The organism is Neisseria sp. WLZKY-1 (genome assembly GCF_046546535.1).
In the GTDB taxonomy this organism is placed as follows: Bacteria; Pseudomonadota; Gammaproteobacteria; order Burkholderiales; family Neisseriaceae; genus Neisseria.
Genome location: NZ_JBKGTW010000048.1, coordinates 1 through 14,754 on the forward strand (window position 1 = coordinate 1; position 14,754 = coordinate 14,754).

Below are 14,754 nucleotides of genomic sequence, written 5' to 3' on the forward strand. Positions count from 1 at the left end.
AAAAGATTGCGATGCGTTGTGAAAAGACGGATGAATCTTTTGCTGCCAACATTTATCTGGCTGCTACGGTTTTAAGGCTGGCTTGAATGTCAACAGACCCTAGTGATGAGTAGCACCTTTTTTGTCCTATATGCCCCATTCGGAGTTTTCAGACGGCCTCAAAGCATTTCGGGGGAAAGGCGGTCAGAGCATCGGTTCGGACGCGCTTTGTTACCGCCGTAGCGGTAACGGAAGCGGCCGCCGTTTTCGGCGGCGGGAATTTGTCTGCCGCGTTTGCCGGTGGGAAAAGACAGTTTCGGACAAAGGGCGGGGCGGTCTGCGGCGCAAAAAGGCCGTCTGAAAACGGGATGGGGGTTTCAGACGGCCTTTTTGCGTTCAGGTTCAGGGATGCGCCTGCCATTCTTCCATCAGGCGGCGCAGTTCTTCGGGGTGGTCGTGGCCGCTGTCGATGGCGGTTTGCAGCCATTTGCAGGCGATTTCGCTGTCCTGCGGCACGCCGATGCCGGAGTAGTGCAGGCAGGCGAGGTTGTATTGGGCGGTGGTGTCGCCCTGGGTGGCGGCCTGGGTGAACCAGCGGGCGGCCTGTTTGGCGTCGGCTTCGACGCCTTCGCCGTTGTAATACATCATGCCGAGGTTGGTTTGCGCTTTGGGATGGCCGTTGCGGGCGGCCATGGAGTAGTAGGCGAAGGCACTTTCGAAATCCTGTGCCACGCCGATGCCGTAGTGGAGGGCGAAGCCGGATTGGTAGTTGCGTTCGAGCGACTGCTGGAATTCGAGCACTTCCTGGTTGTAGGCGGGGTTGTCGACGTGGCTGCGCGAGTCGAGCATCAGCAGGCGTTGCATGGCGACGAGGCTGCCGTATTTGACGGCGTGTTCGTAGTATTCTCGGGCTTTTTCGAGATCGGTTTGGATGCCGAGGCCGTATTGGCGGATGTCGCCGAGCAGGCAGAGGGCGTCGGGCTGGTTGTGGCGGGCGGCTTTGGCAGCGTAGAGGGCGGCTTTTTTGTAGTCGCGGCCGATGTGTTCGCCCGTCAGGTATTGTTTGGCGATGAAGGCGCAGGCGGCATCGTCTTCCTGACGTACGGCTTTGTTGATCCATTTCATGCCTTCTTCGACATCGGCGGGCAGGTAGCGGCCTTCGAGTAGGAGTTTGCCCAGTTCGGCTTGGGCGGGGGCGACGTCGGCATCGGCGGCGATGCGCAGATGGTAGAGCGCCTGTTTGTGGTTTTTCGGCACGCCCTGTCCGTGCAGGAACTGGTTGGCCAGCTGCCAGTGGGCGGACACGATGCCTTGCGCGGCGGCCTGCTGGTAGAGCCGGTGTGCGGCGGGCAGGTTGGGGACTTTGCTGTGCTGGTAGTGGCGGGCGAGGAAGATTTGCGCCTGGGGATGGTGGTTTTTCGCCGCCTGCTGCGCCCAGTAAACGGCGCGTTCGTCTTGTTGTTTTTCGGCGTAATAGTGCATGACGCGCACCTGCGCGTCGGTGTGGCCTTCTTCGGCCAGTGAGAGATAGGCGGGGATGACGGTTTCGACGGGGACGCCGTTGTCTTCGCGCAGGAGGGCGAGGTTGTAACGGGCGGGGGTGTGGCCGCCTTCGGCGGCTTTGCGCAGCCAGTAGGTAGCTTGTACGCGGTTGGGTTCGGTGCCCATGCCGTACTGCATGCAGCCGCCCAGTTGGAACGCCGCTTCGGCATGGCCGGCTTCGGCCGCCTTTTCCAACAGGGGCAGGGCGGCGGCGTAGTCGGTGGGCATGGCGGTGAGGTGCTGGCGTGCCTGCTGGAAGAGTGATTCGGCGTTTTCGGTCATGAACGTGGCGGGTTTATTGTTGTGTCTTTATGGCGGCGGATTTTAGCGGATAACCGGCTTTTTTTCCATCGGGAAAACTGTTCGTCATGTCGGCCGGGCACGCGTTAAAAAGGCCGTCTGAAAACCTGTAAAACGGTTTTTCAAACGGCCTTTTGTCAGCCGATTTCGAGCGGCGGGAAGGATTTGACCAAGTCGTCGACGGCTTTGACGCGGGCGAGGAAATCTTCCAGTTTGTCCAGCGGCAGGGCGCTGGGGCCGTCGCATTTGGCGCGGTCGGGGTCGGGGTGGGCTTCGAGGAACAGGCCGGCGAGGCCGACAGCCATGCCCGCGAGCGCGAGATCGAGCACCTGCGCGCGGCGGCCGCCCGATGCGGCCGAGCCGGAATCGCGGGTTTGCAGGGCGTGGGTGACGTCGAAAATGACGGGCACGTCGGGATTGGCTTTTTTCATCACGCCGAAGCCGAGCATGTCGACGACGAGGTTGTCGTAGCCGAAGCTGCTGCCGCGTTCGCACAAAATCAGTTGGCCGTTGCCCGCTTCTTTGAATTTTTCGACGATGTTTTTCATCTGCGAGGGGCTGAGGAACTGGGGTTTTTTGACGTTGATGACGCGGCCGGTGGCGGCCATCGCCTGCACGAGGTCGGTTTGGCGGGCGAGGAAGGCGGGCAGTTGCAGCACGTCACACACTTCGGCAACGGGCGCGCACTGGTGGGGTTCGTGCACGTCGGTGATAACGGGCACGCCGAACTCGCGTTTCACGGCGGCGAAGATTTCCATGCCTTTGTCGAGGCCGACGCCGCGGTAGGAGTGGACGGACGAGCGGTTGGCCTTGTCGAAGGAGGCTTTGAAAACATAGGGAATGCCGAGTTTGCGGGTGGTTTCGACGTATTTTTCGCAGGCAAAGAGGGTGGAATCGAGGTCTTCGAGAACGTTGAGGCCGCCGAAGAGGACGAAGGGGGCGGTGTTGGAGACGGTGATGCCGTTGATGGAGACGGTCATGGCGTTTTCTTTTCGTAATGCGGGGACAAAAAACGGCGCGGGACGATGCCTGCGCCGCCAGTCGGACGGGTTACACCACGGAGAGGGCGTTAATGCTGTAGCCGCCGTCGACATAGGTAATCTCGCCGGTGATGCCGGAAGAGAGGTCGGACAGCAGGAAGGCGGCGGCATTGCCCACTTCTTCGATGGTAACGTTGCGGCCGAGCGGGTTTTGTTCGGCAACATGTTTGAGCAGTTTGCCGAAATCGGCGATGCCCGAAGCGGCCAGCGTTTTAATCGGGCCGGCGGAAATACCGTTGCAGCGGATGCCGTCGCGGCCGACGGAAGCGGCGGTGAAGCGGATGGCGGCCTCGAGGCTGGCTTTGGCCAAACCCATCACGTTGTAGTTCGGCACGGCGCGCACCGCGCCCAGATAGGAAAGGGCGACGACGGCGGCGTTGCGGCCTTTCATCATCGGGCGGGCGGCTTTCACCAGCGCGGGCAAGCTGTATGCCGACACGTCGTGAGCGGTGTTGAAGGCTTCGCGGCTGATGCTGTCAAGAAAATCGCCGTCCAGCGCTTCTTTCGGCGCGAAAGCGATGGCGTGAACCAGGCCGTCCAGGCCGTCCCACGCTTTACCCAAATCGGCAAACAGGGCGGCAATTTCGGCGTCGCTCTGCACGTCGCAGCGGAACACCAGCTCCGAACCGAGCTCGGCGGCCATTTTGCGCACGCGCTCTTCGAGTTTGTCCACCACATAGGTGAACGCCAGTTCCGCACCCTGTTCGCGGCAGGCGCGGGCGATGCCGTAGGCGATCGAGCGCTCGGAAATCATGCCGGTAATCAGGATTTTTTTACCTTGCAGAAAGCCCATTTGCTTGTCCTTATTGTGAGATTGTCAAAAAACGGGCGCGATTATAGCCGAGATTGCCGGGCATGGGAAAAGGCCGTCTGAAAGCTGAAAGAACGGTTTCAGACGGCCTTTTCAGACGGCCTGATGCGGCAAAAACAGTTACAATGCGCCCGCACCGCATAGTTTTCAGACGGCCTCAAACTGCCGCGCCAAGAGGCAGTGAGGCCGTCTGAAAACGAAGCTTCAACAAAGTTGCAACCGCATTCCTACCCGCGAAAGAATTGCCGTGAACACCGATGCCATCAACAATCTGGTCGAAGAAGCCGACGCACTCGATCCCAACAGCCGCCTGCTGCGCATGTTCGAAATCGAACCGCTCATCGCCGCAGCAGCAGACAGCCCGGAAAAACACCGCGCTTTTGCCCGCGTCTATGCCGCGCTCGGGCGTTACCAAACCGCCCTCACCCATTTTCAAACGACCTCCAACCGCAAAGACTCGCAAGACCGCGCCGATTTCGCCTACCTGAAAAACCTCGCCGAACACTACGGCGACGACAAACAGCCCACCGAACGCCCGCTGCCCGTTACCGCCGAACTCAAAGCCGCCCTGCCTCAGTTCAAATACTGCCCCGACCCGCTGGCATCGGGCATTTTCCGCACGCAGGAAAAAGCCGTCTCCTGCGACTGCTGCGGCCGCGACACCCAAGTTTTCTATACCCATCCCTTTTACAGCTGCGGCGACATCGACGCCCTTTGCCCCGAGTGCATCGCCAGCGGACGCGCCGCCGAAGCATTTGAGGGCGCGTTTGTTATCCGCCACCACGTTTCGCAGGCAATCAGCAAAGCGCAGCAAGACGAACTCTGCCTGCGCACCCCGTCTTATTCAAGCTGGCAGGAAGCGCAATGGGCAGACCACTGCGGCGACTACTGCGCCTTTGTCGGCTATGCCGACTGGGAAGACTTGGAGCGGCAAGGCATCGCCGAGGGCATAGAATGGCTGGATTTCCAGCCCGAGCCCGAAGACCGCCCCTATATCCGCAACGGCGGCTCCATGGTCGGCTGCCTGTTCCGCTGTCTGCACTGCGGGCAGCACGTTTTGCACGTTGATTTGGACTAGGTTTGCCTGCCATCATTCTGGCGGCGGTGCTTTGGGATGCAAATCCGCTTCAAGCCGATTACCGGCACGCCCCGCCTGTTTCAGGCATCCCTTAACCCACCGCCACAAGATTCTCCATCATGCCAACCCACCCGCACAAAGCAGCCTGCTACCGCGCCATTGATGATTTTCTCGCCGCCTACCAAACCCGCAATATCGACCTGCTCGACAGCCGCTACGGCATCGGGGCGGAAGTGTTGGAAGAAATCGACGAAAGCGTTAGTTTCGCGCCGGATAAAACCCGGCTGCACATCTGCCCCCTGAGTGAAGCCGACCGCATCATCAGCGGCCAACCGTATCTCTATATGGACGAAATCGACGGCGGCTATCTGGTCGAATGCGCCCTGTTTCTGGATAACGAACACATCGGCTACATTATGGGCGAATTCAACCGCCAACCCGACGGCAGCCACCGCTTCCACTTCCAATATTTCAGCCTCTAACCCGCCAGAAAGGCCGCAGCCGCCACGCCAACCCCCGAAACAACACGGACACATCATGACCGCCCCCATGTACACCCTCATCGCCCTCGCCCTCATCCTGGCCAACCTGCCCTTCCTCAGCACGCGCCTGTTCGGCGTCAAAGCCCTGCCGCGCAAACACGCCGGACACCACCTACTCGAACTGGCCGCCGCCTTCGCTCTCACCGGCGCGCTCGCCCGCCTGCTCGAAAGCCGCGCCGGCAGCGTCCACTCGCAGGGCTGGGAATTTTATGCCGTCTGCGCCTGCCTGTTCCTCGTCGCCGCCTTCCCCGGCTTCGTCTGGCGTTATTTCTGGCAGGAGCGCGACAAACAGTAATCCCTTCTTTCAGGCCGTCTGAAAAATACAAACAAAGGAGAAAACATGGAAAACCCCAACATCGCCCAAGCCCGCCTGATCGTCGTCAAAGCCGGCTCCAGCCTCGTCACCGCCGAAGGGCGCGGCATCGACCAAGACGCCCTCAACCGTTGGGCATCGCAAATCGCCGCCCTCAAACAGCGCGGCATCCGCATCGTCTTCGTTTCCAGCGGCGCCATCGCCGAAGGCATCAAACGCCTCGGCTGGCCGCGCCGCCCCACCGCCCTCAACGAACTCCAGGCCGCCGCCGCCGTCGGCCAGACAGGCATCGCCCAAGCCTACGAAGCCGCCTTCCGCCCGCACGGCATCCACACCGCGCAAATCCTCCTCACCCACGAAGACCTCAGCAGCCGCACCCGCTACCTCAACGCCCGCAGCACCCTCAAAACCCTGCTGGACAAAGGCATCGTCCCCGTCATCAACGAAAACGACACCGTCACCACCGACGAAATCAAACTCGGTGACAACGACACCCTGGCCGCCCTCGTCGCCAACCTTATCGACGCCGACGCCCTCGTCATCCTCACCGACCAGCGCGGCCTCTACGACAGCGACCCGCGCAAAAACCCGCAGGCGCAATTCATCGCCTGCATCGCCGCCGACCACCCCGAACTCGAAAACATGGCGGGCGGCGCGGGCAGCGGCATCGGCACGGGCGGCATGTACACCAAAGTGCGCGCCGCCAAACGCGCCGCCTTGGGCGGCGCCGCCACCGTCGTCGCCTCCGGCCGTGAAGCCGACGTCCTCCTGCGCCTGGCAGACGGCGAAAGCATCGGCACGCTTTTTACCAGCAGCCAAAACCGCATCGCCGCCCGCAAACAATGGCTGCTCGGCCACATCCGTCCCGCCGGAAAAATCACCGTCGACGCCGGCGCCGTAACCGCCCTTGTCGAAAAACACAGCAGCCTGCTGCCCGTCGGCTGCACCGCCGTCGAAGGCAGCTTCCACCGCGGCGAACTTGTCGCCATCTGCAACGCCGACGGCCACGAAATCGCCCGCGGCCTCGCCAACTACGGTAGCGGCGAAACCGAACGCATCCTGAAAACCCCGTCCGAACACATTGCCGCCAAACTCGGCTACGTCTGGGAAGAAGAACTCGTCCACCGCGACAATATGGCGCACTGGTAAATCCACCGTGCAAAAGGCAAGAGGCCGTCTGAAAAATTGTTTTTCAGACGGCCTCTCTCCTGTCTGTCTCCCTTCAAACTTGCGGACTGAATAAAAGGCCGTCTGAAAACGTGTTTTCTGCTTTCAGACGGCCTTTTGTTCCAAACAAGCATTCAGCGGTTGCTGCCCGCCACCATGTCGAGGAGGAAGAGGCGGCAGTCGAGTTTGCCGTTGTAGAGGGGGATTTTGCGTTTGGGGGTGAGGCGCATGATTTTGGGCATGTCGCGGTCGCCGGTGAACATGCCGATGCGCCAGCCTGCGTAGTGTTGTTTGAGCCAGCTGCCCAGTTGCGGGTAGAGGGCGTGCAGGGTTTGGATTTCGGCCAGGCGCACGCCGTAGGGCGGGTTGGAAAGCATGATGCCGTTTGCGCCGTTGGGGCGGGCGTCCTGCGCGTCGCAGGTGGCGATGTCGATGAACATGTCGGCTTCGGCGGCGCGGGCGTTGGTGAGGGCGGCGCGGGTCATGGCGCGGTCGTTGTCGCCGGCGGCGATGCTTTCAGACGGCCTGTTTTTGCTTTGGGCGCGGGCTTGGGTTTTGAGGTCTGCCCATAGGGCCGGGTCGTGCTTGGCCAGTTTTTCAAAACCGAAGCGGCGCATGAGGCCGGGGGCGCGGTTGAGGGCGATCCAGGCGGCTTCGATAGCGATGGTACCGCTGCCGCAGAAGGGGTCTTGGAAGGGTTGTGTGCCGTCGTAGCCGGCAAGCAGGAGGAGGCCGGCGGCGAGGTTTTCGCGCAGGGGGGCTTCGCCGGTGTCTTGGCGGTAGCCGCGTTTGAAGAGGGCTTCGCCGCTGGTGTCGAGGAAGATTTGCGCGCTTTTGTCGTCGAGGAAGAGGCGGATGCGGATGTCGGGATTGTGTTTGTCGACGGAGGGGCGGCGGCCGCTCTGTTCGCGGAAGTGGTCGCAGAGGGCGTCTTTGGTTTTGAGGCTGACGAAGTCGAGGCTTTTGACGGCAGCGCGGCGGCCTTCGCTGTGGACTTTTATGGTGTGGCCGTCTGAAAACCATTCGTGCCAGGGGATGTTGCGGGCGAGGCGGTAGATGTCGTTTTCGCTGCGGTATGCGCCGTGGGCTAGGCGGACGAGGACGCGGGAGGCGGTGCGGGAATGGAGGTTGGCGCGGTAGATTTGTTCGAGGCCGCCTTGGCAGGATACGCCGCCGTCGGCGGCTTGGATGTGTGTGCAGCCTTGGTCGGCGAGTTCTTGCGCGAGAACGGTTTCGAGGCCGCGCGGGCAGGTGGCGAAGAGGGTGTAATCGGTCATGGGACGGGTTTTCTGTGGCGGCGGGTTGCCAAAACGTTATCCCGCTAGGGCGGGGACGGCCTGTGCGGCGGGGGTTATTGGGCGGCGGTGACGCGGATGCCTGCGGGTTGGCCGTTTGCGTCGTAGAGGATTTCGCCTTCGGACACTTTTTCACGGCGCAGGATTTTGGCGAATCTGACGGGGCGGCCGTTGCGGTAGGTGACGGTGTAGCAGGAGGGTTCGCCTTGTTTTTGTACTTCGCGGGCGCGCTCGCCGCTGATTTCGTCGTAGAAAACGACGGGGCGGTTGCGTTGTTTGGGGTAGACGATGCCGAGGTAGTGGCGGGTTTCTTCGCCGTCGTGGGCGTCACGGGCGTCGGCGGACGGGGTGAAACCGAGAAACAGGAGCAGGGCGGCGAGGAGTGTTTTTTTCATGGCTGTCGGCTCTTACAGGCCGTCTGAAAGATTTTAACTTCGTTGAAGTTTGGCTTTCAGACGGCCTCTGAATGACGGGTTACATGCCTTCCATCAGCATGGTGTCGATGCAGTCGCACAGGGCGTGGACGAGGAGGATGTGGGTTTCCTGGATGCGGGCGGTGCGCGGGTGGGGAACGTTGAGCAGGATGTCGTTGTCGCCCAGCATGGCGGCGATTTTGCCGCCGTCGCGGCCGGTAAAGGCGAGGATGCGCATGTCGCGCTCGTGTGCGGCTTTGACGGCTTCGATAACGTTGGCGGAGTTGCCCGAAGTGGAGATGCCCAACAGCACGTCGCCGGGGCGGCCGAGGGCGCGGACTTGTTTGCTGAATATGTGTTCGAAACCGTAGTCGTTGCCGATGGCGGTGAGGGCGGAGGTGTCGGTGGTGAGGGCAAGGGCGGCCAGTTCCATGCGCTCTTTCTCGAAACGGCCGGTGAGTTCGGCGGCGAAGTGTTGGGCGTCGGCCGCCGAGCCGCCGTTGCCGCAGACGAGGATTTTGCCGTCGTTCATCAGACATTCGAGCAGCATTTGCGCGGCGGCGGCGGTGGGTTCGGCCAATACTTCGGCAGCCTGCCGCTTGGTGGCGATGCTTTCGTCAAAATGGGCGCGGACGCGCTCTTCCAATGTGGTCATGGGTTTATCCTGTGATGTTTTGCAGCCAGACGGGGGCGGCGTTTCCTTCGATCAGTACGGCGTCGATGCGGCAGGTGCGGCCGCGTTTCGGGTGCTGTTGCAAATACAGTTCGGCGCTTTTTTGCAGCTTGGCGAGTTTGGCCGGCGTGATGCTGTAGGCCGCGCCGCCGAATGCTACGGATTTGCGGTATTTTACTTCAACAAACAGCAGCACGCCGCCGGATTCCATAATCAGATCGATTTCGCCGTGCGGACAGTGCCGGTTGCGCTCGATCAGGCGGCAGCCCTGCCCTTGCAGAAAGGCCAGCGCCGCATCTTCGGCGGCCTGCCCTTGGGGATGGTTCAGGCGCATTCGTTTTCCCGAATCAGAGGTTTTCAGACGGCCCGAATGTTACGGGACAACGTGGTCTGCTGCAAACAGGCCGTCTGAAAGCTATAGTGAGTCAACACAAAAATCTACGGCGTTGCTGCGCCTTAGCTCACAGAGGGCGGTTTTCTACGGCATTAAAAATGCCAAGAAAACCTGCCCCGTATTACCCATACTATCTGCGGTTTGCTGCCTTATATCTTTCCTATTTTGTTTCACTATACAATGCGCCGTTTCCCCACGGACGAAAACCATGCTGCAAAAACACCTGCAAAAAGCCGCCGACAGCCTCGAATCCGCGCTGTATGTCGTCGCCACGCCCATCGGCAACCTGGCCGACATCACCCTGCGCGCGCTGGCAGTGCTGCAACGCGCCGACCTTGTCTGCGCCGAAGACACCCGCGTCACCGCCCGCCTGCTCGCCGCCTACGGCATACAGGCCAAGCTTCTCAGCGTGCGCGAACACAACGAGCGGCAGATGGCGGAAAAAATCGTTTCCGCCCTTTCAGACGGCCTCATCGTCGCCCAGGTGTCCGACGCGGGTACGCCCGCCGTGTGCGACCCGGGTGCGCGGCTGGCGGAGCACGTCCGCGCGGCCGGTTACAAAGTTGTCCCCGTGCCCGGCGCTAGCGCAGTGATGGCTGCCCTCAGCGCGGCGGGCGTCACCGAGTCCGACTTTTATTTCAACGGTTTTCTGCCGCCGAAAACCACCGAACGCAGCAAACTGTTCGCCGCATGGCAGGCGGCGGATTATCCCGTCGTAATGTTTGAAACACCGCACCGCATTGCCGACACCCTCGCCGACATGGCCGCCGCCTTCCCGGAACGCCGCCTGACACTGGCGCGCGAGCTGACCAAAACCTTCGAAACCTTTTTGTGCGGCACGGTAAACGACATTCAGACGGCCTTGCGCGAAGACGCCAACCAAATGCGCGGCGAAATAGTATTGATCCTCTACCCCGCCGCGCGGGAAAAAACCTCTGAACTGTCTGACGCCACCCTGCATGTGCTCCGCATCCTTGCCGACGAACTGCCTACAAAACAGGCGGCAGCACTGGCTTCACAGATTACAGGCGAAGGAAAAAAAGCGCTGTATGAGGCCGCACTGGTTTTGAAGCAGCGGTGATTTGGGAGTTGGATGTTGTTGCCTCTGCATTACGTGAAATGGCGCAGAGGGAAGAAGCCCCCTACTACCGTACTCGTCTGAGTTGAACCCAATAGAAAAGGTGTGGGCGAACATTAAACGGCATCTGGAAAAGTGATGTCCGACTGTTTGTTTTTTGAACAATTTTTATATTGGATATTTTTGTTGGGGCTTAGGAAGCAAAAATCATTTTAAAGGAACATTCCGCAACATTTTCAGCAGTACTTTGTACAAATCATCATGCCTGTGATTGAAGCGAAATTCAGTTTCTTTCAGATGCAAGTAAAACGTATGTTTTGCTGGCATATAGGACAAAAAAGGTGCTATTTTCGAGAACCAGTCTGCTATAGGACAAAAAAGGTGCTACTCATCACTAGAGATAGAGAAACAATCTTTAATAAAGCGAACATTATTTGCCATCCGCATGCCGTGATGGCACTCCAAATGCCGCTTTAATCCGGCAAATGCGCCATCAAGCAGATTGGTGGTGTTTGGGATGCTCAAATCGGGATGCTCTTCAAACACAAACAGGTTGCCCGAGACCTTTGCAAAATCCCCCCAAAATCCCCTAAATTACCACCAAGACATTTAGGGGATTTATCATGAGCACCTTCTTCCGGCAAACCGCACAAGCCATGATTGCCAAACACATCGACCGCTTCCCACTATTGAAGTTGGATCAAGTGATTGATTGGCAGCCGATCGAACAGTACCTGAATCGTCAAAGAACCCGTTACCTTCGAGACCACCGCGGCCGTCCCGCCTATCCACTGCTATCCATGTTCAAAGCCGTCCTACTCGGACAATGGCACAGCCTCTCCGATCCCGAACTCGAACACAGCCTCATCACCCGCATCGATTTCAACCTGTTTTGCCGTTTTGACGAACTGAGCATCCCCGATTACAGCACCTTATGCCGCTACCGCAACTGGCTGGCGCAAGACAAGACCCTGTCCGAATTGCTGAAACTGATTAACCGCCAACTGACCGAAAAAGGCCTAAAAGTAGAGAAAGCATCTGCGGCCGTCATTGACGCCACCATTATTCAGACCGCCGGCAGCAAACAGCGTCAAGCCATAGAAGTTGATGACGAAGGACAAGTCAGCGGCCAAACCACACCGAGCAAAGATAAAGATGCCCGTTGGACAAAGAAAAACGGCCTCTACAAACTCGGTTACAAACAACATACCCGCACCGATGAAGAAGGCTATAGTGAACCAAAATAAAAAATATACGGCATTGCTGCACCTTGCCGTATTACTCATACTGTCTGCGGCTTGCTGCCTTGTATCTTTTTTATTTTGGCTCACTATATATCGAGAAACTGCACATCACCCCAGCCAATACCCATGAGTGCAACCACCTGTCGCCTTTGCCGGAAGGGATAGCCGAAGGTACGGCCGTCTATGCCGACAAAGGCTACGACAGCAAGGAAAACCGGCAACATCTGGAAGAGCATCGGCTACAGGACGGCATTATGCGCAAAGCCCACCGCAACCGTCCGCTGACGGAAGCGCAAACCAAACGTAACCGATATTTGTCGAAGACCCGGTATGTGGTCGAACAAAGCTTTGGTACGCTGCACCGTAAATTCCGCTACGCCCGGGCAGCCTATTTTGGTCTGCTCAAAGTGAGCGCACAAAGCCATCTGAAGGCGATGTGTTTAAACCTGTTGAAAGCGGCTAACAGGCTAAGTGTGTCTGCTGCCGCCTAAAAGGCGGCCCGGATGCCTTATTATGGGGCGTCCGGGGAGGATTAAGGGGGTATTTGGGTAAAATCAGGAGGTATTGGGGGCGAAAACAGCCGAAAACCTGTGTTTGGGTTCCGGCTGTCGAAGGAAGGGCTTTTTTGCAAAGGTCTCGGCCTTTGAGATGAGAGGAAGAAGGGGGTTTGATTTAAACCAATATCCTAAATCGTTACGCAGGGTAGGAAAAGATAGGTTTGGTTATATTTTAGGGGCTTAGGAAGCAAAATCACCAAAAACAGTGATAATCTTCTGAAATAAAATTAAAAAACAAGTATCAAAAGTTCAGCAAAATTTCTGAACCACAATTTCGTCAAATTCTACGGCTATTTGCCTTGGATTTGACTGCTTCCGATACTGCCAGATTAACCGGCATCAGTGTCAGAAGTATCAACACGCTATTCTTAAAATTACGGCAACGGTTAGCTGCTGAATGTGAGCAGCTAACTCCTTTTGATGGCGTTGTTGAACTTGACGAATCCTACTTTGGTGCGAAGCGTATTCGTGGCAAACGTGGTCGCGGTGCCAGTGGCAAAACCATCGTCTTTGGGGTACTTAAACGAGGCGACAAGGTCTATACGGAAATCGTCCCCGATGCCTCCAAAGCCACGCTACAAAAGGTTATACGCGGCCATATCTCCATTGAGAGCGTCATCAATACTGACGGATGGCGCGGTTATCACGGTTTGATTGATATGGGATTTGCAAAGCATTTTAGGGTGTATCACGGGCAAAATGAGTTTGCTCGTGGAGCGCAACACATTAACGGTATTGAGTCGTTTTAGAGTTATGCGAAACACCGTCTGATACAGTTTCATGGCGTAGCAAAACATACGTTTTACTTGCATCTGAAAGAAACTGAATTTCGCTTCAATCACAGGCATGATAATTTGTACAAAGTACTGCTGAAAATGTTGCGGAATGATCCTTTAAAATGATTTTTGCTTCCTAAGCCCCTATTTTATTAGAAACCCTTAGCAAGTAAAAAACTATTTTCATCTTCAGCATTCAGCAGTAGCGGTCGCTCCCAAATAATATTTTCTCTGATTACTTTTGCCGGAACGCCTGCTGCAATACAATTATTTGGGACTGGTTTTTTCAGTAATGAGAAAGCGCCAATAACCGAACCATCACCAATACGACTTCCGCCTAAGATAGTTGCTCCATATGCAACCCAAACATGATTGCCAATTACAATATCTTTCGAGAAATTAATGCGTTTACCAGTGTCAGCATCATAAATTGCATGAGCATCATCTGTTCGAATTTGGTTATTAGTGGCGAACATGCAATCATCCCCAATAGTGATACTTGTACTTTCAGCACAGGTCATATAGACACCATTGGTACTTGTTGTTCCATTTCCTATTTCAATTTTACAACCAAATCCTAATCGGAACATACCGAAAATACCTGCTCTTTCTCCTATTACGATAGTAGCATTACTTCCTTTAAATTCAATAAAAGTATTTTTGAGGTTTGAATTTTTATGCAGGATTACACGATTGTTTTTACCAAAAAAACGAACATGTACATTATTTAAATTAGATGGCGCTTGAATAAAATTATTATATTCGTCTTGATAACACCCCACAATTTTTAATTTTTCATCACTATATTGGCAATAGGCAATATCGCCTTTTAATTTTTCTTTTATAATAAATTTATTGCCAGCATTATTGACTTTAAAAGTAAAAAGGGCATTATCAATATTTATTTCGTTTTTAGTTTGTAAGCTAATGATTTCTTCTATGCCGTTTACTATTATTTTTAAGAAAAGTTCATAATTCCCTACAGGGATGTCGGTAATGTCGACACCTTTATAATTTAGTGTGGCAAACCAACACTTATCATAAGAAATATTCGGATCTTTAGAATACTGTGCAGTGAGTTCCTCATGATGTGCTTTAGCTAAGGGTTTTACATAGCTGTTAGTTGAATTTTTAATGATTAACTGGTAGTTAATGTCACTATATTCTTTAGCATTTTGACCTAAGACTATCCCGATGCCTTCTATATAAAGAACGCTCCCAAGCAACTTAAATTTTTTCAAGTCTACGATAAAATTTTTTAATAGATTCATTTTGTTGTTTCCATGGTTACATAATGTGAATAAATTAAGTATAAGGTTATCTGCATAATTATGTGGCTATTCTGTTTAATCAGGATAGGCAAATAAAAATTAAGATAATCCCCTATTTTTTACTGGCGATAATTACTGTTTCTTTAGAAATAATATTAACTTGAAGTTTGCTGGTTGTCTAGGGTCTGTTGACATTCAAGCCAGCCTTAAAACCGTAGCAACCAGATAAATGTTGGCAGCAAAAGATTCATCCGTCTTTTCACAACGCATCGCAATCTTTT

The 14,754-nt window shown here is 55.8% G+C and carries 13 protein-coding genes and 4 pseudogenes; 8 read left to right on the top strand and 9 right to left on the bottom strand.

Annotated features, from left to right (window positions below; all coding sequences use genetic code 11):
• Positions 1-381: 381 nt before the first annotated feature.
• From ACLD9W_RS10335 to fabI, 3 genes are all read right to left on the bottom strand, one after another.
• Entirely contained in the window at positions 382-1,803 is a 1,422-nt protein-coding gene (locus ACLD9W_RS10335; protein WP_410841943.1) for a tetratricopeptide repeat protein, read from the bottom strand.
• Between the two features lie 155 nt (positions 1,804-1,958).
• Positions 1,959-2,801 carry a 3-deoxy-8-phosphooctulonate synthase gene (kdsA, locus tag ACLD9W_RS10340; RefSeq protein ID WP_410841944.1) on the bottom strand — a complete coding sequence of 281 codons (843 nt, stop codon included), beginning with the start codon at positions 2,799-2,801 and terminating at the stop codon, positions 1,959-1,961.
• Positions 2,802-2,871: 70 nt separating this feature from the next.
• A complete protein-coding gene (fabI, locus tag ACLD9W_RS10345) occupies positions 2,872-3,654 on the bottom strand; it encodes an enoyl-ACP reductase FabI (RefSeq protein WP_410841945.1) in 783 nt (260 codons plus the stop codon).
• A 265-nt stretch (positions 3,655-3,919) separates the two neighbouring features.
• Between fabI and ACLD9W_RS10350 the strand changes: the two genes are divergently transcribed.
• The 4 genes from ACLD9W_RS10350 (at position 3,920) to proB (ending at position 6,754) form a co-directional block, all read left to right on the top strand.
• Positions 3,920-4,750, top strand: a complete 831-nt coding sequence (locus ACLD9W_RS10350) for a CbrC family protein (protein ID WP_410841946.1) — start codon at positions 3,920-3,922, stop codon at positions 4,748-4,750.
• Between the two features lie 119 nt (positions 4,751-4,869).
• Entirely contained in the window at positions 4,870-5,232 is a 363-nt protein-coding gene (locus ACLD9W_RS10355; protein ID WP_410841947.1) for a hypothetical protein, read from the top strand.
• Between the two features lie 55 nt (positions 5,233-5,287).
• Complete coding sequence (locus ACLD9W_RS10360; RefSeq protein WP_410841948.1) at positions 5,288-5,587, top strand: DUF2818 family protein; 300 nt, start codon at positions 5,288-5,290, stop codon at positions 5,585-5,587.
• 45 nt (positions 5,588-5,632) lie between these two features.
• On the top strand, positions 5,633-6,754 hold the full coding sequence (proB, locus tag ACLD9W_RS10365; RefSeq protein WP_410841949.1) for a glutamate 5-kinase: 1,122 nt from the start codon (positions 5,633-5,635) through the stop codon (positions 6,752-6,754).
• Between the two features lie 152 nt (positions 6,755-6,906).
• Here the strand turns inward: proB and ACLD9W_RS10370 are convergent, their stop codons facing one another.
• The 4 genes from ACLD9W_RS10370 to ACLD9W_RS10385 all read right to left on the bottom strand — a co-directional run bounded on the left by ACLD9W_RS10370 (position 6,907) and on the right by ACLD9W_RS10385 (position 9,487).
• Positions 6,907-8,049 (bottom strand): class I SAM-dependent RNA methyltransferase, encoded by a 1,143-nt coding sequence (locus ACLD9W_RS10370; protein WP_410841950.1) that lies wholly within the window; start codon positions 8,047-8,049, stop codon positions 6,907-6,909.
• Between the two features lie 74 nt (positions 8,050-8,123).
• Positions 8,124-8,462, bottom strand: coding sequence for a hypothetical protein (locus tag ACLD9W_RS10375; RefSeq protein ID WP_410841951.1), 339 nt, complete (start codon positions 8,460-8,462; stop codon positions 8,124-8,126).
• A gap of 79 nt (positions 8,463-8,541) precedes the next feature.
• Entirely contained in the window at positions 8,542-9,135 is a 594-nt protein-coding gene (locus ACLD9W_RS10380) for a phosphoheptose isomerase (RefSeq protein WP_410841952.1), read from the bottom strand.
• A gap of 4 nt (positions 9,136-9,139) precedes the next feature.
• Complete coding sequence (locus ACLD9W_RS10385) at positions 9,140-9,487, bottom strand: YraN family protein (protein ID WP_410841953.1); 348 nt, start codon at positions 9,485-9,487, stop codon at positions 9,140-9,142.
• A 268-nt stretch (positions 9,488-9,755) separates the two neighbouring features.
• Here ACLD9W_RS10385 and rsmI point away from each other — a divergent pair, with 268 nt between their 5' ends.
• Positions 9,756-10,628, top strand: a complete 873-nt coding sequence (gene rsmI, locus ACLD9W_RS10390; protein WP_410841954.1) for a 16S rRNA (cytidine(1402)-2'-O)-methyltransferase — start codon at positions 9,756-9,758, stop codon at positions 10,626-10,628.
• A 204-nt stretch (positions 10,629-10,832) separates the two neighbouring features.
• Here the strand turns inward: rsmI and ACLD9W_RS10395 are convergent.
• Positions 10,833-10,946 (bottom strand): annotated as a pseudogene (locus tag ACLD9W_RS10395) (IS1595 family transposase); the annotation flags it as partial.
• A gap of 302 nt (positions 10,947-11,248) precedes the next feature.
• Between ACLD9W_RS10395 and ACLD9W_RS10400 the strand changes: the two are divergent.
• The 3 pseudogenes from ACLD9W_RS10400 to ACLD9W_RS10410 form a co-directional block, all read left to right on the top strand.
• Positions 11,249-11,860 (top strand): annotated as a pseudogene (locus tag ACLD9W_RS10400) (transposase); the annotation flags it as partial.
• Positions 11,861-11,964: 104 nt separating this feature from the next.
• Positions 11,965-12,360 (top strand): annotated as a pseudogene (locus ACLD9W_RS10405) (transposase); the annotation flags it as partial.
• Positions 12,361-12,647: 287 nt separating this feature from the next.
• Positions 12,648-13,328: pseudogene (locus tag ACLD9W_RS10410) on the top strand (IS1595 family transposase).
• 26 nt (positions 13,329-13,354) lie between these two features.
• Here ACLD9W_RS10410 and ACLD9W_RS10415 read toward each other — a convergent pair.
• A complete protein-coding gene (locus tag ACLD9W_RS10415; RefSeq protein ID WP_410841955.1) occupies positions 13,355-14,473 on the bottom strand; it encodes an acyltransferase in 1,119 nt (372 codons plus the stop codon).
• Between the last annotated feature and the right edge of the window lie 281 nt (positions 14,474-14,754).